Below are 26,992 nucleotides of genomic sequence, written 5' to 3' on the forward strand. Positions count from 1 at the left end.
TACTGGTTGAGCCGCCGGGAATGAAAGGTTACCTGCCCATCGCCGCGGCCTATCTTGTTGCCGCTGCCCAGGGCTGCCCGGACGTCGATGCTGCCTACGATTTCAAATTGCAGTTCGATGTCTACAACCAGCCATTCGAAGAAGTTCTCGAAGAGTGTTTGCTCTACAAGCCCGACATCATTGCTTTTTCCTGCCAGGGTTGGGCGATCCTCAGGGCCGACGCGCTTGCTGGCAAGTTGGCTGCCGCATTACCCGACTGCATCATCATGTTCGGTGGCAACCATGTGTCGAACCAGTCACCGGGCTTTTTCGAGGGACGAGAACATGTCGATATCCTCGTTCACGGCGAAGGCGAATTCACCTTTCGCGACCTGCTGAAGAGTTTCCTGACGCTGGATACCACCGAGCACCTGTCAGAGATCGCAGGTCTCAGCTTTCGCGCCGAGGATGGTCGCATCGTGGACACCGGTTCCCGTCCACGGATCGAGGATATCGACGAGATACCGTCACCCTATCTGACCGGCGTTGTCTCTCTGGACGCGAACCGGACAACGTCGGCGTTGATCGAGACGAACCGGGGATGTCCGTATCACTGCTCGTTCTGCTATTGGGGAGCGGCGGTGCAAAGCAAGGTACGGCGCTTTTCGATGGAGCGGCTGTTCGCAGAGTTCGAACTTCTTGCGAAGGCGGGCATCGACACTTGGTTCATCTGCGACGCGAATTTCGGAATCCTGAAGCGAGATCTTGAGCTTACCGATAAGATCATTGAACTTCGCCAGACCTATGGGTTCCCGCGCGTCGTCAACACCAACTGGGCCAAGAATTCGAACGAACGCATCGTTGAAATTTGCTCGCGCCTGAACAAGGCCGGCATCCACTCAAGCTATACACTCGCGCTGCAAAGTACGGATCCGCACACGCTCGATCTTGCCAACCGCAAGAACATGTCCGTCAACAAGATTGAGGAAATCGCCCGGCTGTGCCGCGCAAGCGGCGTGGTTCCGAAAGGCGAATTGATCTGGGGTCTGCCGGGCGAAAACTACGAAACGTTTCTCAAGTCCTATGACGATCTCGCCTATTACACCGACACCCTGTCGGTCTACCCGCTCTACATCCTTCCCAACACCGAGTATCACCGCAATATCGAGCGGTACAAGATCAAGACCAAACGGGTCGAAGTCGACTCGGTCTACGAGTACTGCATCGAGCATGCGGACATGGGGCAGGCTGACTTCGAGCGTGGGCTCAGGTTCATCGTTTCGAACAACATCCTCAGGATCGCGTTGGGGATTTTTTATGTTTACCCGCGCGTCCTGCGCGACCTGACGGGTGTCGGTTACGCTCAAACAATCGAGCGCTTCCCGGATTGGGTGATGAGCGGGCGCAACGAAACCGTCCGGCCATTTGTAAAGTTCTTCCGCTTTCCCCTGTCTCTTCACCGGCAAAGCCTGGCGGAAACCTGGAAGCTGTTGCGCGCTGACCGAACCGGCCTGCTCGACGCCATCCGCCAATATCTCGAAGAGGAATTCCACGCAGACCTGCCCACTGAGCAGCGCACGGTCCTTCTGGAGGCGTTGGAGTTCGACTTCGCACTGTTCCCCCGTTCGTCGGCAGCCTTCTCGGTTGAAGGAGAGATCGAACGCGAGGAAAGAAGTTTCGACTACGATTTTCTGCCCGTGTATCTGGGCGACAGCTTCAGCAACTCGCGCTCACAACGCCGATATGAGTTCTCGTATCTGGAAGGCTTCGACTCCTACCCGATCGAGAACCTGTATTTCGGGTTGCCGTCGTTCAGGGCTTCCGTGAAATATGCATGACGAGCCAGTTGCAGTACGGCAGATAGCGTTGTCGGGCACCTTTTTGCTGGGCACCTTGCTATATGCCTCGTCAGACACCGTGATTTTCCTGACACTGGACGACAACAGTGCGATTGTCGCCTTTTGCAGGTACCTGTTTGCGACGCCGATCGCTTTCTTCGTTTGCTTCTCGCAACCGAATGTCTTGTCGAGCCTTTCGATATCCTGGCGAGCGCATATTGTCCGTGTGGGTTTCCTCGCGGCGAATACGCTCCTCCTGCTGCATGTCATTGAGCTGGGAGGGCCCTCCTCGGCATCCCTGACCTACCTGTTCCAGCCCATCATGCTGACGTTGGTTGCCAGCCTTCTGGCATTCCGGACGATGCCTGGCAGGGTTGCGGAACTGGCGATCATCATTGCTGTTTCACTTGTCCTCATTGAAAGGATCGCCGGAACTGATGGCTTTGTGGTGCTGCTATCCGTTCTTACAGCAGCCTTCTGCTCGGCTTGCGCAATCGCTCTTTGCAGGCTGAGCCCCGCCAGAATGGCGACGCCCGCATTCGCGTTCTCCGGGACGTTCGGAATGTGCCTGCTTTTTCTGGCAATTGCTGCACTCTCCGGGCAGCTCGAGAACATCGTTTTTGTCGGCAGAAACATGCTTATCGTCGCTGTGCTCTCGTATCTGGCGAACTACTGCATTCTCCACTGCCACGGGCGTATGAATTTCCGGCTGCTGCTCATTATGGAGCTGCTCAGGTTTCCGCTGGCGATATTGCTCTCCGCGAAACTGGGAATTCAATACCCGAACGCATCGGAGCTGACCGGATACGTCTGTGTCTGGCTGATCATCTTTTCTTACACCGTAATATTGAGACGACAGGAGGTCGCGCTCGGATGAGTACGAACCGTTTTACGCAGGAGCGGGAGACCGTTCTTATCTGGGGCCTTGGATATATCGGATTGACGAGCTTCCTCACCATTACAGGCAGCGACGAGCACGATGTGTACGGATACGATCCGAATTCCCGTCACGTGGCAGCGTTGAAAGAGGGCAAAGTCGTTTTTCCCGGTGCGCTAGAGCAGGTGCCGGGGTGTTCACGCGACGCGTTGATGAAGCGCGCCGTATCGATCGTCGACAACCTGTCGGATGTGCCGACGCATTCGGTCTCGGCACATTTCATCGACGTTCCGACCGAAAAAGGTGACGCAGTCGATTACTCGGCCCTTTCCGCTGTCGTCGCCGATCTTGCCAAGATCCTTTCGCCCAGATCAGACGATGAGAGGCCGGTCATACTGTTGTGCGAATCCACGATTTCGCGCGGTATCACACAGCGTGAGATCATTGCGCCTCTCGAACGAACCGGGCTGAAACTCGGGCGTGACTTTCATGTGGCAATCTCGCCCCGCCGGGATGTCTTTGGTGGGCGCTACTTCGCGATGAACGAACAGTTCCGCATCGTGGGAACGTCCAGTCCGGACATTGAGGAGCGTTTGACGAGCCTTCTGTCCCCGAACACACCTAACCTGATCTTTGCCGACAGCCTCGACACTGCGGAACTGGTCAAGGCCATCGAGAATTGCTTTCGTTTCATCGGCATTTCCTTTGCCAACGAACTGGCGACCCTGTTTCCTGACTTTCAGATTAGAACCGCTCTCAAACTCGCCGGCACCAAGTGGAATGTTGAGGAGTATCAACCCGGTATAGGTGTCGGCGGTTACTGTATTCCGCTATCGCCGAAATATCTCGAATTCGACCCCGATCTGAACCGCACGGTCACTCGTTCGAAGATCCTGTCGGCTTGCGAAGATGTTCAGCAAAACGTCTATCGAACGGTTGTTGAATTCATCTCGGGGGCCGCCGAGACAAGTGAGCCGGACAGGGGAGAACTTGTGGTTCTTGGGCTGTCCTATCGGGCGGATGTGCGAGGGTTCTCTTGCAGTGCCTCGGAGCGGTGCGCGCGCTTGCTGCACGACAAAGGCTGGTCGGTGAAGGTGTTCGAGCCGATGATGCCGGATGGCGCACTGGGAGAAGACCACTTCGCCCAGCTCTGCCCGATCTCGGAACTCGGTGACGCGGTCCGTAACGCCGATGCGGTCATCATCGCCCATCAAAGCGCGCACTGGCCAGATGCGTTGCTGCGGGATCAGTTGGCGTTGCGTGATCGGCCGGTCGCTATCGTCGATCACGATGGTGCTGCCGTTTCGCTCGAGAACGCAACGAAGGTCAGGTATTTTCACCCTGGCCGGCCGCAACGCGCGGTTCAAGGCCTCCGGCTGCAGGAGCAACCCGTCTATAACGCAGCACGGCAGCTGGCGCGGAGCTTTGCTTCAGACATTCTGGCAACCGTTCCGGCCGATCGCCAGCCTGCGCCCCAGGCTGACTACCTGATGTCCGTTTTGAAAGCCATCGTCGCTGGAGAGGAGGCCGAGACACCTCCCTTCCAGGAGGTCCTTGAATACTGCATGGCTTCTCATCCCGATGAGACATTCTTCCCGCTCGTTGCCCATTGCCATCAGAGTGCCCCGCAATTTCTCAAGGGGGACAGGTCCGGAATCCAGGCGCTCTTCGCAGGTCACGGACGCGACATTTGGGAGGCCAGTCAGAAGAAAAGCGGTCTCCTCCAGCACTATTCGGCGCAGGCTGCTAGCGCCTTCGAAGCTCTTGCAAGGGACGGTGACCGGGTGCTTGAAGTCGGTGGTGGCGTTGGGGCAACGACCAGGCGGATCCTGGCTGGTTCCGCCTTTCAACGGCTGTCGCGATATTCCTTCACCGATGTCAGTTCCTACTTCCTGACCCGGATGCAGGATGTCGCGGGTCAGGGAACGGTCGATCTGAGGCTCTTCGATCTCAACAAGCCCGCTGTCGAGCAGGGTTTCAAACCGGCGTCATTCGACATTGTCATTGCAACCAATGTGCTTCATGTCCTTGATGACCCGGCGCGGTCCATCGGCTGGCTCGCCGAGTTGCTCGCCGACGGCGGGCGGATCATCGTTTCGGAAGGTGCTCCACCGGCCGACCATGTCTGGCCGGGCGAACTGGTTTTTGCCTTCCTCGATCAGTGGTCGGCACGCACTGAGGAGAAAGGCGCGTATTCCGGCTTCTATGAACCGGACTACTGGCCGCGCGTTTTCGCCTCCCGGGGGTTCAGCCCAGTCCCGAGACACGACATTGCCTTCTATTCCGACGCCTCGCTGGGCGGCGTGATGGCCTATGAGAAGGCGGGCCGCGCATGACATGGGACGCCACATATCTGGCAGACGACCCTGACGCGGTGACACGGCTGGGCATCGATGTGACGCAAGGGCTGTGGTCTCGTCTTGCCGAGATCCCGCCAGGTACCGACGCCCTGATCTGGACCGTGGAAGGAAATGTCCAGCGCCGCCTGAGTTATGGGGCTCTGTTGAATGCGTCGCGAGCGGCAGCAAGAGCTCTGTCCGCGGATCACGGCGTGGCGCCTGGTGATCGGGTCATGTGCCTCTCGTCAAATTGCCCGGAACTGGTGATCTGCTATCTGGCTTGCCTGTTCGTCGGAGCAGTGATCGTGCCCGCCGATCCGGCTGCTCAACCGTCTGATCTTCGTCATCTGTGGGACCTGACGACACCAGGTCTGTGTGTGGTAAACGGGGAAGGCACGGGGTCCCGGCATATTCAAAGGGCATTTGAAGGCGCGACTCCGCCGCGGCTGGTGGATTTGCATCACCTTGCTCTTTCCGAAACGGACGTCCCGGCCGATGCCGTCGACAACGCGCCCTTCGATGCACCTTCCGACTGGCCCGTGGTGATCCTGTCGACTTCCGGTACGACGCAAAGGTCAAAGGGTGTCTGCCTGCCGCGATCCAGTCTCGACGCCAATTCGGAGGGGTTGATTCAGCGCCACAGGCTTGACCGCCACCGCAAACTGCTCTGCGTTCTGCCGCTGTTTCACGCCAATGCATTTGGCTTTTCGTTCTGGGCCGGGTTCCGCGCAGGGGCAACCATGATCCTCAGCGACGGGTTGCCGCTGATGTCGCTAGAGCGTGTGATCGCGGAGAACGAGGTCGAAATCATCAGCCTTGTACCTTCGATGATCCGGCTGATTTCCCAAAGGCCCTTCGTGCAAGCGCGTGTCCCGTCGCTGCATCACGTGGTTTCGGCCGCTGCGCCTCTCAGGAGCGACATTGCGCTAAGTTTTTACGAGAAGACTGGCATCAGGATCCACCAGGGCTACGGCCTGTCCGAGTGCACGAATTTCGCGGCGACCATGCCCTACGATCTGGATGCTGCGACTTATGACGATGTGATGCATCGAGAAGCCCAGCCTTCCATAGGCCCTGCGCTGCCTGAAATGGAACTGGATATTGTCGATGCAGCCGGCCGGCATCTTGGTGAACGGGAGGAGGGCGAAGTCGTCATCCGCGGTCCAAGCCTTATGACGGGCTACTGGGACAACGAACTGGCGACCCGCGAGACGGTTGTCGACGGTTGGCTCCGGACAGGCGATCTCGGCTGGTACAGGCAGGTTGCAGGACGGAAGTTCTTTTTCATCTCAGGGCGCGTGAAGGAAATCATCATCAAGCACGGCGAGAACTTCTCTCCCCTTAGCATCGAGTGGGAATTGCGCGCGCTTGCAGAGAGTTTTCCATTCGCCGTCGCCGGCTTTGCGAACGACTTCGCGGGGGAAGAAATTGGGCTCTACGTGGAAACTGCCGGTTCGCCGGCCGTGCAGAAGCGTATCCGCCAGGCGTTGGAGGAAATTGCACCGAAACAGCGCCCGACCGCTGTCCTGATCTCAAGTGAACCGATCCCGAAGACGGCGACCGGGAAAATCCAGAGACGTCAGGTCGGTCAGCGCTTTTCCAAAGTCTCCTCGGCGATCCTCTCGAACCTGCGCCCGGTCTTCCTGGACGGCGTATCTATTGAAAGTGACGCATAATATGACAATCGTGGACACCAATTACGAGCAGCGCATCCTGGCCTACACCAAGGGCAAGACGCAGTTCACATTCTTCAACGAAATCTCGCTTTCCACGCAGCTTGACGAGCTTGGGTTCGACTCGCTCTCGATCGTGGATTTCGTAATAGGCCTCGAAGAAGAGTTCGGGATCCGTATCCCGGACAACACCGCCCTGAGTGACAACGTCCGCACCATACAAAATCTCTGCGATCTGGTGGTCGAGCTCGACTGTCAGAAGGCGGAATAAGCATAGAGACAAGGACTTTTATTATGTGTGGTTACAATCAGGGTTCGGGACAAAAAACCTACCTTAACCTGGACGGCACGCTCCGGATCGTGGACTGGGCGAAGAACCTCGGCGTGAAGGACAAGGAACAACTGCTTGCGATCGACACGTCGGCCCTTGCCGACGCAATGCAGCACAGCGTCGCGACCGGCCAGGGGCTCGTGTCGAATGGCGAACTGGGTGTCGATCTGATCCGGCTGGGCGCCGGTGATGGCTTCGTACCTCATACGCACCCGGGAGATCATCTTCTGATCATTGTCGCCGGCGAAGGAACGATTTCGTACGACGGGTCGGTCTATCCGACCCGGGCAGGGCAGGTCTATCTGCTCGATGGAGGCGTTCCGCATGGCGTCGGCGCGATTACCGACCATGTCATTCTGGCGGTCGGATCTCCGCACAAGCCCGTGGATTCTCCGGACCGCATGGTACCTGTCGAATACGAAGCGATCGTTGCAGAGCTCGGTGACATGCATTGCCTGCGCTGTGATGTTAGAGCCAAGATGCCTGACAAGCTCGCCAGTTTCGGCTGCGTCGTCTGTCCGTCGGTCTATGGCGACGACGCCCCGGAAGAGATCAAGGAGCAGAAGTGTAAGTTCAGGCGTCACCCATGACATTTCCGAGTGAGATCGCAACCGTGTTGCCACCGGAAGAGCGAGCGCCCGGCCTGGTGGACCGGCTCAATCGGCAATTCGCCTATGTCCGGGAGCGTTCGAAGTTCTACAGGGCAAAACTTGGCATCGTGCTTGGTCCATTTGACGGCCTCGATGATTTTGCGAAAAAGGTTCCCGTCACGACAAAACAGGAGTTGCGCGCAGACCAGAGCGCATTTCCTCCTTTTGGATCAAATCTTTGCATCTCCGAGAACGAGATCGCGCGGATCCAGGGAACATCTGGAACGACCGGCCGATCGACCTTGTTGTGTTTCTCGCGGGACGATTGGGAAAACGCAAGTGCAGCAACGGCGCGCATCTGCGCGAATGCAGGCCTGACCAGCTCGGATCGATTGGCGATCACGATGCCGCTTCACCTTTTTGTCGGGGGCTGGGGATTGGTTGGCGCCGCCGAGACTTTGGGGGCCACCGTTCTAACGGTGGGCGGCCTGCACCCCGAGAAACAGCTGGAAATCATGCTGGAAACCGACGCAACCGCGCTCGTTTCGACGCCGTCCTACGCCTTGCATCTGGTCCGCCTTGCCGAAGGCCTCGGTCTCGACCTGGCTGCATCGCCTTTGCGCCTAGCCTTTCTTGGTGGCGAGCCGGGCTTGGGGGTACCTGAATTTCGCAACAGAATTGAAACCGGTCTTGGCGTGCGCGCCATAGATTTCGGCAACACCGCTGAAGTTCACCCCTGTTCGAATATGGGCTGCGGACAGTCGGACGGAATGCACATTTACGACGATATCATCTACACGGAGATCGTTGACCCGGACGACCCGACACGTTTGGTGCCGGAAGGCGAAGAGGGCATCCTCGTCTACACGCCGCTGGACCGGCAGGCGATGCCTTTGTTGCGATTTTGGTCAGGCGATCTGGGAATTGCAACAAGTGCTCCATGCGCATGCGGGCGGCCCTATAGACGTATCGTCGGCGGTCTGAGGGGACGGCTTGACGATTTGATCATTCACCGGGGCGTGAAGTTTCTGCCCGTCGATGTGGAACGATTGATCTCTGAAACGCTCGGAACACCTTCGCCCTTTGCGATGGTGCAACAGGGGGCGGAGAGCAGTTACACGCTCTTCGTCGAATGGCAGCAGGACGTACCGGAGGTGGCTGCACAACTGGCGGAGGCCCTGCGGCGTGATCTGACCTGCACCATTCCGGTTCGCCTTGTGGATCCCGGACGTCTGCCAAAAGCCGGATTGAAGGCCAAACGCGTCTGGCGCGCCGAGGACGGTTTCGCGCTTGGGGAAACGCATTAGGGATGGCCATGTTCGACCAGAATACGCTTGCCGGACTTCACGTCGTGGAGTTCGCACACTATGTGCCAACCCCGCTTGCCTCCTACTGGATGCAGCAGCTCGGCGCGCGGGTGACCCGTGTCGAGCACCCCATAAGGAAAGACCCGCTCCTGACCGACCTCTCGCTCGATGTCACGGGCGGGGATCTCTATGCAACCTTGAATGCGGAGAAGTCCAGGCACAGCTGCGACCTGAGATCCGAAGAAGACCGGAAGGACCTGTGGGCTCTCCTGCAGAGCGCCGATGTCTTCATCCATCAGATACGCCCGGGGCGTCTGCACGAAGCGGGGTTCGGACGTGAAACACTGGAAAGGGAGCTCCCGGCGCTGATCACGGTCGAAGTTGGTGCCGGCCGCGCCCGGCAGGACGAAGACCCTCGCAAAGCCAAGCATGACCTGAATATCGCAGCCGAACTGGGATTGCTCGCCCTTACGGCGGAGGGCAACGGAGCGCCGGTTCTGCCGCACACCCTGCTGGCGGACGTGGCTGGGGCGACCTACCCGATCATGATGAATGTCGCATACGCACTGTTTCAACGGTCGCGCACTGGAAAGGGCGGGTACCTGGAGTTGACGATGCGCGACGGCCTGGTTCCATTCATGCTCTGGCCGGTGTTGCAATGCTCCGACGCAAATGCCGAACACCGGTCCTTCCCCTATTGGGGGGCTTCACCGCGGTACAACATTTATCAGACGGGTGACGGCCACTGGCTGGCCGTGGCGGCTGTTGAGGATCATTTCTGGACCAGATTTCTGGATCTTCTGTCTGTTGCCCCTGGATCATTGCCTTCCGATCCGAAGCAGCAGATTGACCATATCGCTCAAGCACTGCGCGAAAGCGGCCCGTCCGTTGTGAAAGCCCTGTCCGAAGCCGACATCTGTTGCACTGTCATACCCGATCTTGCCGAGGCGATTGAAGCCTTCCGGCCCGCGTTCTCGACCGGTCAGGCCGGAAAGGTCGACCGCATCCCCTCACCCCTGGCAGTGGTGGGCTGACATGGCGACAGGCAGCGGACACAACATTCGGATTGGGTTGCCAAGCTTCGTGTTTCAGGAGCTTCGCGTTTCCGAGGTACCCGAATTCGACATAAACCACCTTGAAATCGGGTTCGAGGACAGGTCGCGCTCTGCGGAATTCGTCGAACTCTGCGTGCGACGCGGCTGGAGCTATTCGGTTCATATTCCCTGCCCGAAACACTCTGATGAACGGGTCAGACACTTCAGCCCGGCCACAGCCTCTGTGCAGTTTGCCCGAGAAAGTCTCGATATCACTCTGGAAACGCTTGCCTACTGGTCCTGTAGCGGAGCGACCCATGTCGTGATGCACTTTCCGAATGCCAATGCGATCGACCGCAGCGAAAACCATGTGCTGGATGAGCGGGCCGCCTCAGCTTTTCTCAACGCGGTTACCGTCGCCGCGGAAACGGCGAACCTGCAGATAGCCATCGAGAACCTGAGCACCAATCCCCGGTTCTGGTCCGCACGGCACTACCTCGAAGCACTCGGCAGTTACGACCGAATCTCTTTCTGCCTCGATGTCGGTCACGCGTTTCAGGCGGGCGGACTGGAGGCATCCTTTGGCTTTGTCGACCTGATGGGGCCGCGGCTGACGAGCTGTCACCTCTATGATTACCGACGCGATGGTTCGAACTACTTCCACGAATGTTTTGTCACGCCGGACGAAACCTTTTTCGGTGCGTCCCTTGGCGACATCACGACGCGGCTGCTCGCTGCAAACCGTGACCTCATCCTTGTGCACGAAGCGGGAAATGCAGCGACGTCCGCAGGTGTCCGGTCGCTCCAGCGTTCGCTGTCCTTCCTGAGAGAGTGTGCGGCATGAACCTCCTGTCCATTCGAAAATGCCTCGTGGTCACGGCGCATCCTGACGATGCGGAGCTTGCGGTCGGAGGGACCATTGCCAAGCTTGCCGCAGCAGGCGCCGAGGTCCGAATTTTCATCCTGACGTCCAGCGGGAACACGGCCGGGGAAAGCGCCCTGCGCCTGAAGGCGGCAGAAGCATCTGCGGCCATCCTTGGGGCCAGTGTCAGCTACTACAGAGACGGGGCGCTAAAGCAGGTCACGGACGAAAAACAAAGTGTCCTCGTTTCCGGACTGGACAGGGTCATCGCGGATTACGCACCCGATCTCATTCTGACACATCATCCAGAAGACAGCCATGAGGATCACATTGCGACTGGACGGGCCGTCATATCCTGCAGCCGACGGTACTCGGGAACCATCGCGGTGTTTCCACCGAACGAACACCGGTCCTGCCTGAATGCCGGCTTTCATGGAAACGTTCTTGTCGATGTATCGGACCACATCGATCAGAAGATGCAGGCGATCGACACCCACAATTTTGACGGAAAATCCTACAAGGAACTCGATCTGCGACTGGTGAGGGACTTCGCCCGTTATTGCGGAAGCCGAGCATCCTGCGGCTATGCCGAGACACTGAACCTATTGCAAGCGAGATGGTAATGGACCTGAAACTTCAATTTCACGATGCCGAAAAAGACATCAAGATTTATGCCAATGATTTTTCCATGGGGGAAAACGTCACGTTCGGCGGAAAATCGCGGATTGTGTCGCCAACGGTGAACATCGGTGATTCCGCAGTTTTCGGTGTGAATACGGATATCCGCGCGTCGTCCATAAGTATCGGCGAACACACGTTGTTTGCCGACGGGGCCCGTGTTCTATGTCCGGAAAACTTTTCCATTGGTGCTGCCGGACGCGTGGATCGAAACAGCGTGATCGAAACACGCAATTGCGATATTGGCGATGAATTCTTCTTCGGCGAAGGTTCGGCTATCGGTTTCGGCGGCCGTTTTGGTCGGGCATCCGATCTGAAGATCGGGAATCAGGTCGCGGTCAGCTCGCGGAACGTGTTGAACACCAGCGCGCCGATTACACTGGGCAATCGCGTGGGCACGTCCGACGATGTCTACTTTCTGACCCACGGTCTGCACCACAGTCATTCGGTGCTTTTGGGCTACCCGCTGTCTTACGAGCCGATCGTCGTTGATGACAACGTCTGGTTCGGCATGCGGACGCTTGTGATGCCCGGTGTCCATGTTGGCCGGAACACGATTATCGCGTCCAACAGCGTCGTTCTGCGCGATCTCCAGTCCGACATTCTCGCCGCCGGCGTGCCGGCCGTCCGAAAGAAGGACCTGCGCGACACACCTGCCGCCGAAGATCAGCAAATCCGGATGGCCAGCGACATCATGGATCGCTGGATTGCCGATCTTGAGACAAAAGGCAGCGTTACCGTTCACCGGGAAACAATCGAGGGCGGGCCGGACATGCGCTACGAGATCGGCTTCGATGAGCGAACCTACTCAGTCGTTCTATGTTACGCGCTCGATGCGGGCCGCGTGCCCGGGACCGGAGACCGGCAGATCGCCGTGACCCTGAATAGCGGCAAATTGCGGGAGGACGAGCACTCGGGACTGATGCTGTTCGACCTTACCGAAAAGACCGCAAGCTCGGATCTCGACGGGGTTGGTGAGGACCTTCGCGACTTTCTTCGCCGGCACTCTCTGGCCTGTTTCAACCGGAGGCGTTTCGCATCTCTCCCGCCGAAGGAATTCGCGTGGCTGAGACTTTACGACTGAACCCGACCGGCATGGATGATCCCGCTCTGACAATTCGGCAACTGGCGGCCTCCCTTTCGGAACGCCGCCTGTCTGTCGTCGACCTGGTCCGGACACATCTGGACAAGGCCAAGGCAAGCCAGCCAGGCTTGAACGCGTTTGTCGCGATCAATGAGGAACAAGCGCTGATTGATGCGAACAGCCGTCAATCCGAGCTTGAACGTGGTCTTCGGCGCTCGTTGCTACATGGTATTCCCTTCACCGTTAAGGACACCATCGCGACGAAAGATATGCCGACCGGGATGGGGACCGCGTTTTTCTCGCGATATGCGCCTCGCATCGACGCCATCCCGGTTGCTGCGCACAGGGAGGCAGGAGCAATCCTGATCGGCAAGACAACGTCTTCCGAATTCGGCCTCAAGTCGCTCACCGAAAGTCCGGCCTGCGGGGTCACGCGAAATCCGGTCAACCCGGATCTGACGGTTGGCGGATCGAGCGGCGGAAGTGCCGCGTCGATCGCGGTGGGGGTCAGCTCGTTTTCGCTTGTGACCGATGGTGGCGGCTCGTCGCGGATCCCGGCAGCGTGTACCGGGATCTACGGGCTGAAGACGACCTATGGAACAGTTGCCTCGGGCAATCAGGTCGATACTTTTACAAACCAGGTCGCGACCGGTCTGATAGCGCGCCACCCCGATGACCTGAGACTCGGACTGGAGCAACTGACGCGCGGCCACCTCGATTTTCCACTGTCCAGGCTGGGAGAAGCGGTGCGCGATTTTCGCGGTCCTGTTTTGCAGGAAGCAAACATCGCCTGTGCGCGGTATCTGGGGTTCGGAGACAACCACGCGTCTGCGGATGCAGCCTTCGATGAAACGGTCGCCTTTCTGAAGATGCAGGGCGCAAAGGTGGATGTCGTTGATCTGGACCTGAGACCATTCGCGCAATCATTCGAAGTACTCATGATATTGGCGCCGCTTCTCAGGCTGTCTCGCCTGTTGCGCAGCAACGAGGACAAGGTGGACCCCTTTATCCTGTCGCTGCTTGCAGCCGCGCATGACCTGACCGCGAGTGATATCGCCTTTGCCGAAGCGGATCGGCCGAGAATCTTCGCCAAGATCGACGAAGCCTTGCGTGGACGTCATGGACTTCTTGTTCCGACCCTGCGCCATCCGCCTCCGCCGCATGACTTCTACAAGAAAGACCACGCGATCGTTCGCGACCTTCAGACAACCTGGTATGCCAACGCGTTTCCATTCAATATGTCAGGGCATCCCGTGGTTTCGTTTCCAACCCCCGTCACCTTTGAAAAGGTGCCGGTCTCAATGCAACTGGTCGGGCCCTGGTACAGCGACTTCGGTCTGCTGTCCCTGGTTGAGGAGCTTGCTTTGCCTCACTCAATCAATCCCGTTGGCTTGCCCTGAGAGATGCATCTCGATTGACCTCGGAGCCGCTGCATCAGGTCCAGTAGGATCATCGACGAGGCCTGCCAAGGCGGGACGGGGAGCGCGTTGTTCAGGGGTTTTGTCAATTGGCTGAAGACGCACGCGCGACAGGCCGAGCGCCTTTTTTGCAAGCAGAAGTGCTTCGAACCGGCTCACATGATCGGGACCTGCGACGTGAAAGAGACCTCGCGTGCCGCTGCCAAGAAGCTGGTCGATTCTTTGCAGGATATCGGCGACGTGCACGGGCGTGCAAAAAAGCGATCTGGAGACAACGAGGGTTTCGCTCTTCTCATCTGCTTCCAGAAGCCGTTTGACAAAGCCTACGGGATGGGCGGGGCCATCATAGACCTGGCTGACGCGCAAGACGATCGCGTTTGAGCAGCGTTCCAAAACCTCTTGCTCGGCACGCGCCTTCTGTCGTCCATAGGCATTGAGCGGGGCGACGGGATCAGTGCTGCGGTAGGGCCCGTCCTCACCGTTGAAAACATAGTCGGTCGAGAAATGGACACACCAGGCGCGCTGACGTTCACAGGCCAGAGCGACGGCTGCCGCGCCCTCTACATTTGCGCGTTCAGTCTCATTCGGTTCCACCTCGCACCTGTCGACATTGGCACATGCGGCCGCGTTGATCACCACGTCCGGTTTCAGTTCGGCAATCGCGCTGCAAATCGCCTCCACATCGGTGATGTCGAGACGCTGAGACGCTTCTCGATGGTTCCGATGGGCCTCAATCAGCGTAACGTCGTTCCGCCGGCCGTAGAGGCGTGACAGACCGCGTCCAAGTTGCCCGCTTGCGCCAAGGAGGAGAATGCGGGAGATGCGGCCGTGTTGGCTCACGTCATTCGTTTTGATGTCTGTCATTGATTTAGGATCCGAATACGGTAGAGAAGCTCACTTCCTTCTCCGGCGGCCGCCGGGCGTTCGGCATGTGTGACGCGAACACCGCCGAGTTTTTCGATCACGCCGATGGAGGCTGTGTTTTCCTGGTCTGTCGTCAGGTCGACGCGCGTTAATCCTACGGCGCGTGCTTCTGACAGCATCTCTCGCAAGCCTTCGGTCGCCAGGCCTTCACGCCTCCGCCAGGGCACAACCGCATAGCCTATATGCCCGTGTATCATTGGCGGAAGATCATCGGTCCCTGGCTGCCAGCGCAAGCCGACAGTGCCTGCAAAGCCGTCCTTCCAGATCCACCGGCGAAAACTCGGCAGCCGGTTGATGGTGCTTCCATCCGGCAATTTCACCGGTGGTCCCTTCGCTTCCCGGTCTTCAAGCGAAGCTATGAACGCATCCGGGTCGTTCTCGATAGCTGCAAGTTGCTTCAGAGCCGTTTCAGGTCGAATGTTGTCGGGTGACCAACCGCGCTGCAGCGCATCCGAATAATCTGGCAAGAGTTCGCGCGTAGGTCGCCTCAATACGCCCATAAGGTATCCTCATTTCCGTGTCTTGTCGGATTGGTTCGACTGTATGGAGTGGTTTCAAAGATGAATGTAATCAATGGTTGATAACTGAAAGAAGAGCAATCAATTAGTGTTTGATGAGAGCAAAATAAACCCATCCGACTTATAGTGATCGCACCTTCAGGTGGTTTTAGTTCGATGAGAAATTAAACTCCATGAAATTGAAATGAAAATTCCTCTTCTTATAAATCAAGATAGTCGAATTTATTGAATATTTTTGTATTTATTGTGACAAATTGGGTTGCTGGCAGTTCCTGTCGTTATTTCTATATAGAAAAATCAAGTTTGAGTGCAGTATTCTATTTCGTACTGTGCGTCGGGCGTTTTGCGCTGGGCCGATGTGAACGATCAGTGTAGCCGTGGTGCCTGATTTTGAAGACAGGCGCCTGGCGTTTCTGAAGCGATGTTTGTGAGAGCCATTCAAGTCGGGCCCGGAAGCTGGCACGCTAAACCCTTGCAGGACTGCAATGGCCGCGCGCTGCCGTCAGAATACGCAATCCTCAACCTGGTCCGTCAAACGCGACAGGTGGATGAAAAGTGTTTTGCCAGGGTTGAAACAGACGGGACACACGTGGTCGCAGGTCATGGGGCAGGCGAAGGTGTGTGCGCAAGGCGCGGCGGAATGAATGTCGGATTGATCCAAACGAAGCCAATGGTGGCTGTTCGTTTTGAGTTCAGGGGGAACAACCAGAGCGCACTGACGAAAAGGACTGACTTTCGGATTGTAAGGTGTTGCCGCTGGACGAAGTTCTTGCGTTGCAATATTTTCAGGCCCTCATGTCCCACCGGTATCCAGAAGAACTGAGATGGCAGGTCAGCGTAAATGGTCGTTTGACAAGGTTCGCGAGAGCGCGAGCCATTACCAAAGCCGAAAAGACTTTCGCCTGGGCGCACCGCAAGCCTATAGCGCAGCCACACGCTATGGCTGGCTGAACCGGGTTTGTGATCATATGGACACCACCCGGATCGACTGGACGTTTGAAGAATGCCAACGGCTGGCAAGGAAGTACAAGTGCAAGTCGGCCTTCATGCTTGATGCCAATCCCGCTTACCAAAGTGCGTATCGCAAAGGATGGCTCGACAAGATCTGTGAGCATATGTGAGGCGCGGTCTTCTATTGTCTCCGCAGTGTGCGAGACATCGTCAGCGATAGAAGAAATTGAGACGACGGGACTTGGAGTTCTTTCTTGCCGAAGGTGTCTGCGGCGCAAACGCGTTCAGTCTGCCGGCAAGTTCCGAGATGGAAGCCAGAAAGAGACCGGGGTCCTCGCCTTCGCACAAGATCACCGCGCAGGTTTGACGGGTCGGGCCGTCACCACGCCTCTCGGCCTTGAGCAGCCTCATCATGTGAAGCTCATGGTCGGACAGGGTTGCCCGGCAACAGGGACAGCCAGGATTGGTGAACCGGAAGTTCGATTTGCGTGTACAACGCAGGGACCGCATCACATTCATGATCGCGGGTCCCAGAATCGGACCGTGGTTCGGGCCAAAACTGGATAATGCGCAGTCGAAGCCGTTTTCCCAGGCCTGGCTTTCAGGATTTGCGTAAGTCGTACAGAACAGCCGGAGAACGGTCAGGACACTGACTTCGTCGTGGGTCAGTCCGGCCTCTGCAACGGTAATACGGTCTTGAATGGTGTGATGAGGCTGGCGTGCCCTCTCATGCCCGCTTTTGTCTTCGTTCCCCACGATTTTTCCTTGTTCGCTGGGCGGACCAAAAGGCCGCAAGATTGAGATGATGTGCTTACGTCACTTGCTTGGGAGACAATCCGAACTCCCGTTTGAAGGCGGTGGAAAAATTGGCCGGGGTGGAATAGCCGGCCTGATATGCAGCCTCCGCGATCGAAACCGCATCGCGCTCCAGGGCTTCACGGGCTTTTTCCAGCATGAAACGGCGAATGAACCGGGCCGTCGACAGTCCGAAGGTCCGCGTCAGCAGGCGCTGAAGGGAGACGCGGCTCATGCCGCAGTTATGAGCAAGTTCCTCGGCTGTGACCCAGTGGCCGCTCTGCTCGCGCAGATAGCGTTCGACGTTGGTCAGCTTCTGCTTGTCCTGACCCGTATTGCACGAAATTCCGACGGGTTCTGCGTGGTGATCGGAGAACTGATCGAATGCCTCGTCAAGAAGGGCATAAACACGCGCCGCGATATAGAGCCTTTGCTGGAAAGGGGATTTCGTCGGAGCGGCAATGATCTGCTCTACCAGCGACATGGCGTGAGAACTCGGGTGCCAACTGACATTTGCCAGGTGACTGTCGGCGAATTCCTTAAGCCTGGCGAATTCGGGATCATTGAGTTCGAGCCGGCTGAACAGCCAGTCGCGGGAAATCGAAATCGTGACCTTCTTGAGTCGGACGCCCCTGCGGGCCTGACGATTGAATTTTTCGGTCCGGGACTGCGCATATACGGTTGCAACCGGTGTCCAACGATGTTTATCCGCGTCATATACCGGCATCGGAATCTGAAAGTCACCGATGCTGGCCTCAACTGCCCCTTCCAGAAACAGCGCAAGGCAGAGCCTTGGGCCGCATTCCGTTTCAATGCTCAGATCGTGCAGGTCTTCCGCATTCGAGAAATGGACCGCAAGCCCCTGTTCGACATTCACGAAGCCAATGGCACCCCGCAGCACGTCGTCCTGGGTTTGCAACGCGGGCCCAAGCCAGCGAACTGGCCGTGCTTCAGCCTGGTCGATGAGGTCTTCCTTGGTGACGTAGTGTCTGTGGTGGTCGGTTGGAACGAACATGCCGGGCCGGTGTCTTGTGCTTGAGGGTGTTACTGCACGCCCTGTTCGGCTCGTCCTCCATCGCGATACAGACTGGGACTGGCATCAGGATCGATTCCGCAAAAGAGTTTGAGTGACTGACAAACGCCTTCGGAATTGTTCAATCGCAGCTGCCCACTTATCAAATACCTGAACTTTTAAGTCAAGTTTAAAGCCTGCCACACGGTCTCCCTGACCGTGGGGGTCACGGCGTGTTTGGGGTTGAATATGAAGTGGGCATTTGCAAGTCGGGCAGGCTTTCTGGCGTCAGTCAGCATGGTGGTTTTCGCGGTTGCGCCGGCACAGGCGCAAGACGGGCAGGAACTGGAAACCATCGTCGTCAAGGACGGTGAAGCCGAGAAATTCGAGACCCTTGAGACCAGTGTCCAGATCACGCGTCAGGATATCGTCAACCGGCAGCCGGTTGACCTGAAACAGCTGTTTCAGAGTGAACCGTCGATCGTGACGGCCGGAGGCAGCACCGCCTCCCAGAAATTCTATGTGCATGGCATCGACCAGTCGAAGCTCAACATCACCGTCGATGGTGCGCGCCAGAAAAACAATGTCTGGCACCACAATGGCAATCTGGGCCTTGACCCGATGTTTCTGAAAGCGGTCGATATCAATGACGGAGTGGCGCCGGCGGATCACGGTCCTGGCGCGCTGGGCGGCAGCGCGCGGTTTGAAACCGTGGATGCAATGGACTTGCTCCGCGAAGGACAGAAGCTGGGAGCGCTGGTGTCTTTCGGCTACGACACCAACTCCATGACCTATACCGGAACCGGAGCCGCATATGGCGCGACAGACGGTTTTGAATATCTCACCACCCTGACACGCGCCGAAGGCCAGGATTACGACGACGGCTCCGGTTTCACCGAACTGGGGACGGCGGCTGATCTCTGGAACGGTCTAGGCAAGGTAGCCTATCAAAGCGCGGAGGGGCACCGGATCGAAGCTTCCGGCGAATACTATCGCGACGATGGTTACCGGCGTCTGCGCACCAACATGGGTGTCGTCAACACAGCCTTCAACGACAATCTTTATGAGCGTTTGACCACCACATTCAAATACACGCTGGAAGGCGCGGACGGCAATTTCGACCCGGAAGTGTTTGTCTATTACAACCAGAACAAATTGGAGCGGCCGAATGGCACCTACGGCCGGGCAAGTGGCGATTTCAATTCGGATCTGAAATCCATCGGCGGTCACATTCAGAACCGGTTTCACTTGCAGATGGGCACGGTCACGGCCGGTGTTGATTTCTACCACGACCATGTCGACATCGAGCGCTTTTACTTCTCGACCGACGCCGACGAGACCATCACCAATGTGGGCGGTTATGTTCAGGCGCGGCTGACCCCGATGGACAGGCTCGACCTCTCAACCGGTCTGCGGGCCGATTTCCAGAGTTATCACTCGGTCGACAACCAGACCTTCGATAAATTTGGTCTCTCGCCGAACATCAACATTGGCTATGAAATCATCGACGGGCTGACGGCCAACGCCGGTTATTCCTATGTCTTTGGTGGCATCGAGCAGTCAGAGGCGGCTTTGTTCCATGCGATCGATTACACCTACGCGGACGATCTCAATCCGACGACGGCGCATAATGCAAAGGTTGGCCTGACCTATCGCAAGCATGGTCTCACGCTCGGGGCGGTGCTGTTCTATATCAAGATGTTCGACACCGTGGCCTATGAATATGGGCCCGGTTTCACCTCCGCGACCCGCGTAAACGGCGATGAACTTGTGTCCCAGGGCTTCGATCTGAGTGCCAGGTTCGACTGGTCGAATGCCTATGTATCGGCCGCCTTCACCCATACGAATGTCGAATACGGTGATCGCATCGCCATTTTCAGTGACTACAACAACGCGGTTCCAGTCGGCGACATGCTGACACTTGGTGGCGGTTATACCTTTACCGATTGGGATCTGACCGTTGGCGCCAATGCAGAGATTGCATTCGAATACTCCAACCAGGATCTCGCGGACAATGGTTACGAAAATCCGCTCAAGGGGTATGAGGTGGTCAATGTCTTCGCAGAGTGGGCTCCGAAGCTCGGCGAGACGGAGTTCAAACTGCGCGGTGAAGTCAACAACCTGTTCGATGAAACCTATTACAGCCGTGGCACTTTTCCGGCGACCAGTCGCGTCACGCCCGTCAATTCGCCGGGCCGGAGCTTCATGCTGACCGCCACCGCCAAATTCTGATCTTTGTGCGAACCATCAAAGGCGTGAGTCGGATTTTCCGGCTCGCGTCTTGATGGTCGTGGCCGCCGGCGTTCACGGCGTGGCAGTCTGAGCGGCTTTAAGTCCACCTATTTCCCAAAAAAGAAACCTGCATTCGTCGAGCCGATTGATATCCAGCGGAAAATCGAGCCGATGTCTTATCGGCAGGATTGACAATCATGACGTGCATATGCCTTTTTGGCGGCTGACAGTGGTTCCATGTTTCATGGATGAAAAGGGAACACGGTGAGGCGTACCCATCAGGGACCGAAACCGTGGCTGCCCCCGCAACTGTGAACGGAGAGTGGATGTTCTTTGCAAGCCACTGACGCCAGCCAGCCTGGTGTTGGGAAGGTGAGCATCTGCCGCGACCCGTGAGCCAGGAGACCTGCCGCTTGTCGGTCACCCGACCTTTGATACGGGGCGTGTCAAGGTGCGGCTTTCCGTTGAGGTGACACCCGAAACTGAGCCTGATGGCTTGCAGACCGGTGCCGTTACGGCATCGGCCGAGCGAGTGCGTCCGGACTTGTTTGTATTGCAGCGTCCGGGCGTTTGAATGGCGGCCGGACGGACAGGTGGGGTGTGTCTTGTCGACCATTGCGAAACGCCGAGTTCTATCGGCCGTTCATTCATTTTTTCTTTCCGGTGTCCTGGCCGGTGGTTGCCTTGTCCCTGGTGCGATGGCGCAGGAGGAAGAGGCCTATTCCGACCTGGAAGAGGTCGTCGTCACAGCTGGTCGAAATCCGGTTGCAGCCGAAAAGGTTGGTCGCGCCAACACGGTCCTCACCGGAGAGGAGCTGGAGAAAACCCAGACGAGATATGTGGCCGATGCCTTGCGCCGGGTACCGGGCGTTTCGGTTTCCAGGACCGGGTCGTTCGGCGGATTGACCCAGATCCGGCTCCGCGGGTCCGAAGCCAACCACGTTCTTGTGCTCATCGACGGGGTTGAAGTCGCCGGCACCTCGAATGGGGAATTCGATTTTGGCAGTCTGCAGGTTGCCGACATCGAGCGGATCGAGGTGATCCGGGGACCGCAAAGCGCGCTCTACGGATCAAACGCGGCGTCGGGTGTCATCCAGATCATCACCAAGGGCGGCATCCGCAATGGTTTCAAGGTCACGACGCGTTCCGAAGTGGGAACCGACAAGACACTGCTCGGAAACGTCCTGGTTCAGGGAGGCGGAGAGACATTTGATGTTGCCCTTTCCGGCGCTGTGCGCGGAACGGAAGGCTTCAACATCTCCGGTTACGGATCTGAAAAGGACGGTGACCGCAATGTTACGCTCAACGGCAACGCCCGCTGGGACTTGACCGAAGATCTTCATTTTGACGGAAGCTTGCGTCTCGTCGACCGGGAATCCGACACCGATGACCAGGACTTCACATGGGGATCGTCAACTTACGCAGAGGTGATCGATACGCCGAGCAAGGTGGAGACCAGGGAACTGTTTGGTGGCGGCGGTCTGACCTGGGATCTGTTCGAAGACCGTTTTGTGCAAAAGCTACGCGGTGAAGTCTCTGACCTGCAGAATCGCGGTCGGAACAACAGCGGACATTATGGCAATGACGGGACCCGCTATCACATCAGCTATCAGGGCAGCTGGGTCTTCGAAACGCCGCAGCTTTGGGACAGTGCGCACAGTCTGACCGGTGCGGTTGAATGGGAACGGGAAACCTACAAGAACGTTTTTCCCTCAAGTGCATCCCAAACGGCGCAGCGGCGGGACCTTCTCGGATACGTCGCTGAATACCGTGGAGAGTTTTTCGACCGCGCTTTCGTGACCGGAGCCCTCCGCTTCGATCAGAACAACGCGTTCGAAGACACGCTCACCTACAGCGCCAGCGCAGCCTATCTGTTTGCGCAAACCGGAACACGCTTGCATGCGTCGCTCGGCACAGGTTCGACCAATCCGACCTTTTTTGAACAATTCGGATTTGTGCCCTCCAGCTTCATCGGCAATCCGGACCTGAAACCGGAGACCAATTTCGGCTGGGACATCGGAATTGAGCAGCGCTTCTGGCAGGATCGTGGCGTCATCGACATCACTTACTTCAACGAGCGTTTGCAGGACGAGATCCAGACCCGGTTCCTGCCTAGCTATTCGTCAACTCCCGTCAACCTGGATGGCACCAGCAAGCGCCAGGGCATCGAAGTCTCTCTGGGTCTTGAGCTGTTCAAGGACGTGGTTGTCAAGGCGTCCTACACTTATCTGGACGCAAAGGAGCCGGGCGGTGAAGAAGAAATACGGCGCCCGCCGCATTCCGGCTCCCTGGGCCTGACCTATGGGTTTCACCAGAACCGAGGTACCGTCTTTGTCGATGCTGTCTACAACGGCGAGATGAAGGATTTCGACTTCTCCGTGTCGCCGACACGCCGGGTTACTCTCAGCGACTACATCATGGTGAATGCCGGTGCGGATTACCAATTGACGGACACTTTTCAGTTCTTCGGGCGCGTCGAAAATCTGCTCGATCAGGATTATGAGGAAGTCTATGGTTTCAACACGCAAGGCGTCACGGCCTTTGCCGGCTTCAAGGCGACCTTTTGAAACAGCGCCCCGCAGTCCGCTTGTCTGTCCGGCGACGAAACGGTCAGCGACACCAGCCATCTGTGACATCTCACAGTTGTTTCTGCGCGCTCTCGAACGGTGCGCATGATGCGTGGCGTTCGAACAGACCGGTCTATTGGCAAATGATAGGTTGGAGACCTCATTTACGCATGAGCTTGAACAAGAACCTGTTGTTGGATTGGGAAGGGAGTGGCTTTCGTGAGGCCTGAGTCCGTTCTTTTGAAAACAATCATCGCAGGGCTTGCCCTCGGTTTGACCTGGGCCTCGTCTGCCGTTGCCGCACCTGAACGCGTGGTGTCCGTCAACCTGTGTACGGACCAGCTGGCGATGCTCCTGGCAAGGCCCGGACAGCTGGTATCCGTATCCCACCTAGCTGCCGATCCGACCGTTTCCCTGATGAGGTCGGAGACAGACGGGCTGACAATCAACCATGGTCTTGCCGAAGAGATATTCAGGCTCGACCCGGACCTGGTTGTCGCCGGGAAATACACGACCCGGGCCACTGTGAACCTGCTGAGGCGACTGGGCAAACGGGTGGAGGAATTCGATCCCGCCAACAGTTTCGACGAAATCGCGGAGAACACTTTGCGCATGGGAGCGCTTCTCGGGCGTGAGGAAGTTGCAGATCGATTGGTGCGTGACATGCACCTTGATCTGAAGGCCTTGCAGTCGGTGCAAGACGATGTTGAGCGCCCTGTTCTCGGATCCTATGGCTCCAGCAGTTACACGTCCGGATCGGGAACATTGGAAAGCGACATAGTGGACAAGACGGGGTTCCGTCACCTGGGGGATGAGATCGGCATCAAGGGAACGACCCGGCTTCCGCTGGAAGCCTTGATCCTGGCAAATCCGGACTATCTCATGATCTGGAAGCGTGATCTCAAAAACAGATCGCGCGCGGCAGCCGTTTTGTCTCATCCGGCCCTTGATGCGCGTTTTGGAGAGGAGCGCCGCCTGAGTGCTGATACACGTTATTGGATCTGCGGCACTCCACTGACGGTCGATGCGATCCGTCTCCTCAGAAATGCCAGGGCAGGCAGCAAGGGGCAATGAGCATGCGCCGTCATTACCCGTTGCTGCTGTGCTGTCTCGGTCTAGGGATCGCAGCGCTGTTCCTCCTGTCGCTCGGGCTGGGGCAGGTCTGGATTGATCCGCTTCTGCTGACCGGATCACGGGCCGATCCGGAAAGCGCCGAGGCGATCATTCTGGCCGAGATCCGATTGCCCCGCGCCTTGTTGGCGCTGCTCATCGGTGCGATCCTCGGATTGTCAGGCGCTGTGCTGCAAGGGTTCTTGCGAAATCCACTGGCGGAACCCGGCCTTCTCGGAATTTCGGCCACCGCGTCGTTCGGAGCCGTTGTCGCAATCTATGCCGGACTCACCGCCATGCACCCCTATGCCCTTCCACTCTGTGCGCTTGGTGGTGCGTTGATCGCTGTTCTGTTGCTTCTGATACTGGCCGGGCGCACCAGCGATGTGCTGACCGTGATCCTTGCCGGTGTCGCATTGTCGTCCCTTGCTGCGGCGCTCACGTCTCTGGTCCTGAATCTGTCTTCAAATCCCTTCGCCGCCCTGGAGATCGTTTTCTGGATGCTCGGCTCCCTGGCGGACCGCAGCATGGTGCATGTGGGTCTGTCAGCCCCTTTTATTCTTGGTGGTGCAGGTCTGCTTCTCATGACCGGAAGAGCGCTGGATGCGCTCAGTCTCGGCGCTGATGTGGCACAGAGCCTGGGCATCTCGATAAGCCGTACCCGGGTTCTGGCCATTTTGGGAACCGCGATCGGTGTCGGAGCTGCCACGGCGGTGAGCGGTGCCATCGGTTTCGTCGGGCTGATCGTCCCCCATCTGCTGCGCCCCTTGGTCGGTCAGAAACCGAGCCGTCTCTTGCCCGCAAGTGCGCTTGGCGGCGCGGTCTTTCTGCTGGCTGCCGATATTCTGGTGCGCATCGTCATGCCGGATCGGGACCTCAAACTTGGCGTGGTGACGGCGATCCTCGGGGCACCGTTTTTCCTCTGGCTGCTGATCTCGCTGCGGAGGCGCAGCGCATGACGGAGTTTTGCTGCAGTGACCTCAGTGTCCAGACGCGTTCGGCGACGTTGCTTCGCCAAATCTCGTTTTCCGCCAAGGCCGGTGAATTGATCGGCGTGATCGGACCGAATGGCGCAGGCAAGTCCACCTTGATGCGTGCCATGGCAGGTTTGAGATCTCATCAGGGTGAGACGCGTTGGAACGGTCGGAACGTTTCGGCCATGACATCCGCAGAACGGGCGCTTCAGATCGCCTACATGCCCCAAGAGCGTATGGTTCACTGGCCCATGGACTGTCTTGATCTCGTGCTGTTGGGGCGTCAGCCGCACCGCGCGCGGTTTGCTGCAACGTCAGCTGAAGATCGCGACCTGGCCCGGTCCGCGATGCACCGCATGGACGTCGAAAGCTTTGCGGAACGAGCCTTCGACACTTTGTCTGGCGGCGAACAGGCGCGGGTCCTGATCGCACGGATGCTGGCACAGGACACAGCCTGTCTGATTGCAGACGAACCTGTAAACGGCCTCGACCCTGGCCATCAGATTGGCTTGATGCAGACCTTTCAGGGGCTGGCACGAAGCGGACACCTGGTGTTCGTTGCCTTGCACGATCTGACCCTGGCCGGGTGCTGGTGCGACCGCCTGCTGTTGCTCGAGAAAGGGGAGCTCAGGGCTGACGAACAGCCGGACATTTTGTTTGCGTCGGGTCTGATCGAGGACATTTACGGCATCAGGACATCGCCCATCACGCTTGAAAGCCGGACAACGATTGTTCCCGCGGCCTTGCGCGGCGCTGCTGCTGGCGCAGGAAACGAAACAACTGGCCATGCAGGGGAGACCAGCAAATGACTGCAGACCTCACGACCGTTTTGCGCAACCATCTGAGTGATATCGATGCGGGCTGGAGCATCGGCTCTTTCGGCGCAATCGGTGAATTTCATCAGCGCCCATCAGACACTTTGCTGGTCGATGCGCCGGAAAGGCTCACGCGGGTGACCGAAAAGGGAGCAATCAGGCTCGAAATCGATCGGCTTGATGAAGTTACGCCAATCGCATTCGAGACTTTAAGTCCACGTCCCGAAAGGTGGGGGCAGGGTCTTGCGCTCTGCCTGCCGAAACAAAAGGCGATGGGATCAAAACGCTCCGCACTGACTGAAATCGGCCGCGATGCGCAAGCGTTGCATCCCGCGGGGCAAACGCAGATCCTGTTCGACATGGGGCTTGGTCAACCGCAGATCGACTTCTGCATTCGAACCTCCGAACCGGAACTGCTCAAGGTGCTGCGGGCGGAAACAGGACGATCCTTGTTCGAACCCGATAACCCGGCGATGGCGGCAATTCTGAAGGCGCACCCGGCCAGGGCCGTACTTTCGCCGTTAGGACGCGTCGAGGTCTATCAGAAGATCGGTGGTCCGGATACGGACGGTGTGTCGCCGGACGGTCCGCACACCCATGTCCTGCCCAATTTGTTGCGCACTGGGCGAACCCACTCGGCCAATACACCGATCCCCGAAGGCCTTGTTCCATGTGCAAACCTTCATCCGGCAAGCCCTGTCATGGGAAACCGCGGCGAAGATATTCCTTTTCAGCGCGACCGCTTCGCCGGTTTTCAGGCGCTGCTGACATCGTACGGGCTGCCGGACTATCTCGTCACGAAAACGCAGGTGTTGGCAGCACTCGACGCTGCGGACCCGGATTCCTTGAGCGAGCCGGGTACCCGTCTCAAACGTGTCGCCTTGCGCAACACGCTGCGGCAGCAGGCCAGGCTCGCCGAACTCAGCGCAGATGCCGACCGGGCCTCCATTTGCGGTCAGCTCATGAGGCGGTTCGACTTCAATGCGGCCACACGTGACGAGCTTGGTGCCGATCCTGAGCGGCCCGGTCACTAAGCAGGCAGGAGGATTTCCTGCAGGCCAAAAAATCCTGCAACAAATACTCA

23 protein-coding genes and 1 riboswitch are annotated in these 26,992 nt (G+C 57.8%); of the genes, 19 read left to right on the forward strand and 4 right to left on the reverse strand.

Annotation, left to right across the window (positions count from 1 at the left end; genetic code table 11):
• Window positions 1–20: 20 nt before the first annotated feature.
• Genes ACO6TG_RS19305 through ACO6TG_RS19360 form a run of 12 tightly spaced genes read left to right on the forward strand, consistent with a single transcriptional unit; the run spans window position 21 to window position 13,992 of the window.
• Window positions 21–1,817 (forward strand): radical SAM protein, encoded by a 1,797-nt coding sequence (locus ACO6TG_RS19305; RefSeq protein ID WP_422374683.1) that lies wholly within the window; start codon window positions 21–23, stop codon window positions 1,815–1,817.
• The gene (locus ACO6TG_RS19310) at window positions 1,810–2,694 is read left to right on the forward strand and encodes a hypothetical protein (protein WP_422374684.1); all 885 of its coding nucleotides are present in this window, start codon (window positions 1,810–1,812) and stop codon (window positions 2,692–2,694) included. Before ACO6TG_RS19305 ends, ACO6TG_RS19310 begins: the two co-directional genes overlap by 8 nt.
• Window positions 2,691–5,030 carry a nucleotide sugar dehydrogenase gene (locus tag ACO6TG_RS19315; protein ID WP_422374685.1) on the forward strand — a complete coding sequence of 780 codons (2,340 nt, stop codon included), beginning with the start codon at window positions 2,691–2,693 and terminating at the stop codon, window positions 5,028–5,030. The genes ACO6TG_RS19310 and ACO6TG_RS19315 overlap by 4 nt, the downstream gene beginning before the upstream one ends.
• Window positions 5,027–6,709 carry an AMP-binding protein gene (locus ACO6TG_RS19320; protein WP_422374686.1) on the forward strand — a complete coding sequence of 561 codons (1,683 nt, stop codon included), beginning with the start codon at window positions 5,027–5,029 and terminating at the stop codon, window positions 6,707–6,709. Before ACO6TG_RS19315 ends, ACO6TG_RS19320 begins: the two co-directional genes overlap by 4 nt.
• Window position 6,710: 1 nt before the next feature.
• Window positions 6,711–6,977, forward strand: coding sequence for a phosphopantetheine-binding protein (locus ACO6TG_RS19325; RefSeq protein WP_422374687.1), 267 nt, complete (start codon window positions 6,711–6,713; stop codon window positions 6,975–6,977).
• A 23-nt stretch (window positions 6,978–7,000) separates the two neighbouring features.
• Window positions 7,001–7,627, forward strand: a complete 627-nt coding sequence (locus tag ACO6TG_RS19330; protein WP_422374688.1) for a cupin domain-containing protein — start codon at window positions 7,001–7,003, stop codon at window positions 7,625–7,627.
• Window positions 7,624–8,934: a phenylacetate--CoA ligase family protein gene (locus ACO6TG_RS19335; protein ID WP_422374689.1), complete on the forward strand. Its 1,311-nt coding sequence runs from the start codon at window positions 7,624–7,626 to the stop codon at window positions 8,932–8,934. The genes ACO6TG_RS19330 and ACO6TG_RS19335 overlap by 4 nt, the downstream gene beginning before the upstream one ends.
• A gap of 8 nt (window positions 8,935–8,942) precedes the next feature.
• Window positions 8,943–9,968, forward strand: coding sequence for a CoA transferase (locus ACO6TG_RS19340; protein ID WP_422374690.1), 1,026 nt, complete (start codon window positions 8,943–8,945; stop codon window positions 9,966–9,968).
• A 1-nt stretch (window position 9,969) separates the two neighbouring features.
• On the forward strand, window positions 9,970–10,812 hold the full coding sequence (locus tag ACO6TG_RS19345) for a sugar phosphate isomerase/epimerase family protein (protein ID WP_422374691.1): 843 nt from the start codon (window positions 9,970–9,972) through the stop codon (window positions 10,810–10,812).
• Entirely contained in the window at window positions 10,809–11,453 is a 645-nt protein-coding gene (locus ACO6TG_RS19350) for a PIG-L deacetylase family protein (RefSeq protein ID WP_422374692.1), read from the forward strand. Before ACO6TG_RS19345 ends, ACO6TG_RS19350 begins: the two co-directional genes overlap by 4 nt.
• Entirely contained in the window at window positions 11,453–12,592 is a 1,140-nt protein-coding gene (locus ACO6TG_RS19355; protein ID WP_422374693.1) for an acyltransferase, read from the forward strand. The genes ACO6TG_RS19350 and ACO6TG_RS19355 overlap by 1 nt, the downstream gene beginning before the upstream one ends.
• Window positions 12,571–13,992 (forward strand): amidase, encoded by a 1,422-nt coding sequence (locus ACO6TG_RS19360; RefSeq protein WP_422374694.1) that lies wholly within the window; start codon window positions 12,571–12,573, stop codon window positions 13,990–13,992. Before ACO6TG_RS19355 ends, ACO6TG_RS19360 begins: the two co-directional genes overlap by 22 nt.
• Here ACO6TG_RS19360 and ACO6TG_RS19365 read toward each other — a convergent pair.
• Together ACO6TG_RS19365 and ACO6TG_RS19370 are read right to left on the reverse strand one after the other, a co-directional pair.
• Entirely contained in the window at window positions 13,966–14,874 is a 909-nt protein-coding gene (locus tag ACO6TG_RS19365) for an SDR family oxidoreductase (protein ID WP_422374695.1), read from the reverse strand. The two genes, ACO6TG_RS19360 and ACO6TG_RS19365, sit on opposite strands and share 27 nt — an antisense overlap.
• Window positions 14,871–15,401 carry a GNAT family N-acetyltransferase gene (locus tag ACO6TG_RS19370; RefSeq protein ID WP_422374696.1) on the reverse strand — a complete coding sequence of 177 codons (531 nt, stop codon included), beginning with the start codon at window positions 15,399–15,401 and terminating at the stop codon, window positions 14,871–14,873. Before ACO6TG_RS19370 ends, ACO6TG_RS19365 begins: the two co-directional genes overlap by 4 nt.
• An 875-nt stretch (window positions 15,402–16,276) precedes the next feature.
• Here ACO6TG_RS19370 and ACO6TG_RS19375 point away from each other — a divergent pair.
• Window positions 16,277–16,573 carry a hypothetical protein gene (locus ACO6TG_RS19375; protein ID WP_422374697.1) on the forward strand — a complete coding sequence of 99 codons (297 nt, stop codon included), beginning with the start codon at window positions 16,277–16,279 and terminating at the stop codon, window positions 16,571–16,573.
• Between the two features lie 40 nt (window positions 16,574–16,613).
• On the opposite strand, the gene ACO6TG_RS19380 is transcribed toward ACO6TG_RS19375, so the two are convergent.
• Both ACO6TG_RS19380 and ACO6TG_RS19385 read right to left on the reverse strand, forming a co-directional pair.
• Window positions 16,614–17,159, reverse strand: coding sequence for a hypothetical protein (locus tag ACO6TG_RS19380; RefSeq protein WP_422374698.1), 546 nt, complete (start codon window positions 17,157–17,159; stop codon window positions 16,614–16,616).
• Between the two features lie 55 nt (window positions 17,160–17,214).
• On the reverse strand, window positions 17,215–18,213 hold the full coding sequence (locus tag ACO6TG_RS19385; RefSeq protein WP_422374699.1) for a helix-turn-helix domain-containing protein: 999 nt from the start codon (window positions 18,211–18,213) through the stop codon (window positions 17,215–17,217).
• A gap of 246 nt (window positions 18,214–18,459) precedes the next feature.
• On the opposite strand from ACO6TG_RS19385, the gene ACO6TG_RS19390 reads away from it, so the two are divergent.
• The 6 genes from ACO6TG_RS19390 to ACO6TG_RS19415 all read left to right on the forward strand — a co-directional run bounded on the left by ACO6TG_RS19390 (window position 18,460) and on the right by ACO6TG_RS19415 (window position 26,942).
• Window positions 18,460–20,442: a TonB-dependent receptor domain-containing protein gene (locus ACO6TG_RS19390; RefSeq protein ID WP_422374700.1), complete on the forward strand. Its 1,983-nt coding sequence runs from the start codon at window positions 18,460–18,462 to the stop codon at window positions 20,440–20,442.
• A gap of 213 nt (window positions 20,443–20,655) precedes the next feature.
• A riboswitch (cobalamin riboswitch) is annotated at window positions 20,656–20,871 on the forward strand.
• 176 nt (window positions 20,872–21,047) lie between these two features.
• The gene (locus ACO6TG_RS19395) at window positions 21,048–23,009 is read left to right on the forward strand and encodes a TonB-dependent receptor plug domain-containing protein (protein WP_422374701.1); all 1,962 of its coding nucleotides are present in this window, start codon (window positions 21,048–21,050) and stop codon (window positions 23,007–23,009) included.
• 219 nt (window positions 23,010–23,228) lie between these two features.
• Window positions 23,229–24,083 (forward strand): ABC transporter substrate-binding protein, encoded by an 855-nt coding sequence (locus ACO6TG_RS19400; RefSeq protein WP_422374702.1) that lies wholly within the window; start codon window positions 23,229–23,231, stop codon window positions 24,081–24,083.
• Window positions 24,080–25,078: a FecCD family ABC transporter permease gene (locus tag ACO6TG_RS19405; RefSeq protein WP_422374703.1), complete on the forward strand. Its 999-nt coding sequence runs from the start codon at window positions 24,080–24,082 to the stop codon at window positions 25,076–25,078. The genes ACO6TG_RS19400 and ACO6TG_RS19405 overlap by 4 nt, the downstream gene beginning before the upstream one ends.
• A complete protein-coding gene (locus ACO6TG_RS19410; protein ID WP_422374704.1) occupies window positions 25,075–25,902 on the forward strand; it encodes an ABC transporter ATP-binding protein in 828 nt (275 codons plus the stop codon). The genes ACO6TG_RS19405 and ACO6TG_RS19410 overlap by 4 nt, the downstream gene beginning before the upstream one ends.
• Window positions 25,899–26,942: a DUF6925 family protein gene (locus ACO6TG_RS19415; RefSeq protein ID WP_422374705.1), complete on the forward strand. Its 1,044-nt coding sequence runs from the start codon at window positions 25,899–25,901 to the stop codon at window positions 26,940–26,942. Before ACO6TG_RS19410 ends, ACO6TG_RS19415 begins: the two co-directional genes overlap by 4 nt.
• Window positions 26,943–26,992 lie beyond the last annotated feature (50 nt).

This window comes from Roseibium sp. (assembly GCF_965233565.1).
Taxonomy (GTDB): Bacteria; Pseudomonadota; Alphaproteobacteria; order Rhizobiales; family Stappiaceae; genus Roseibium.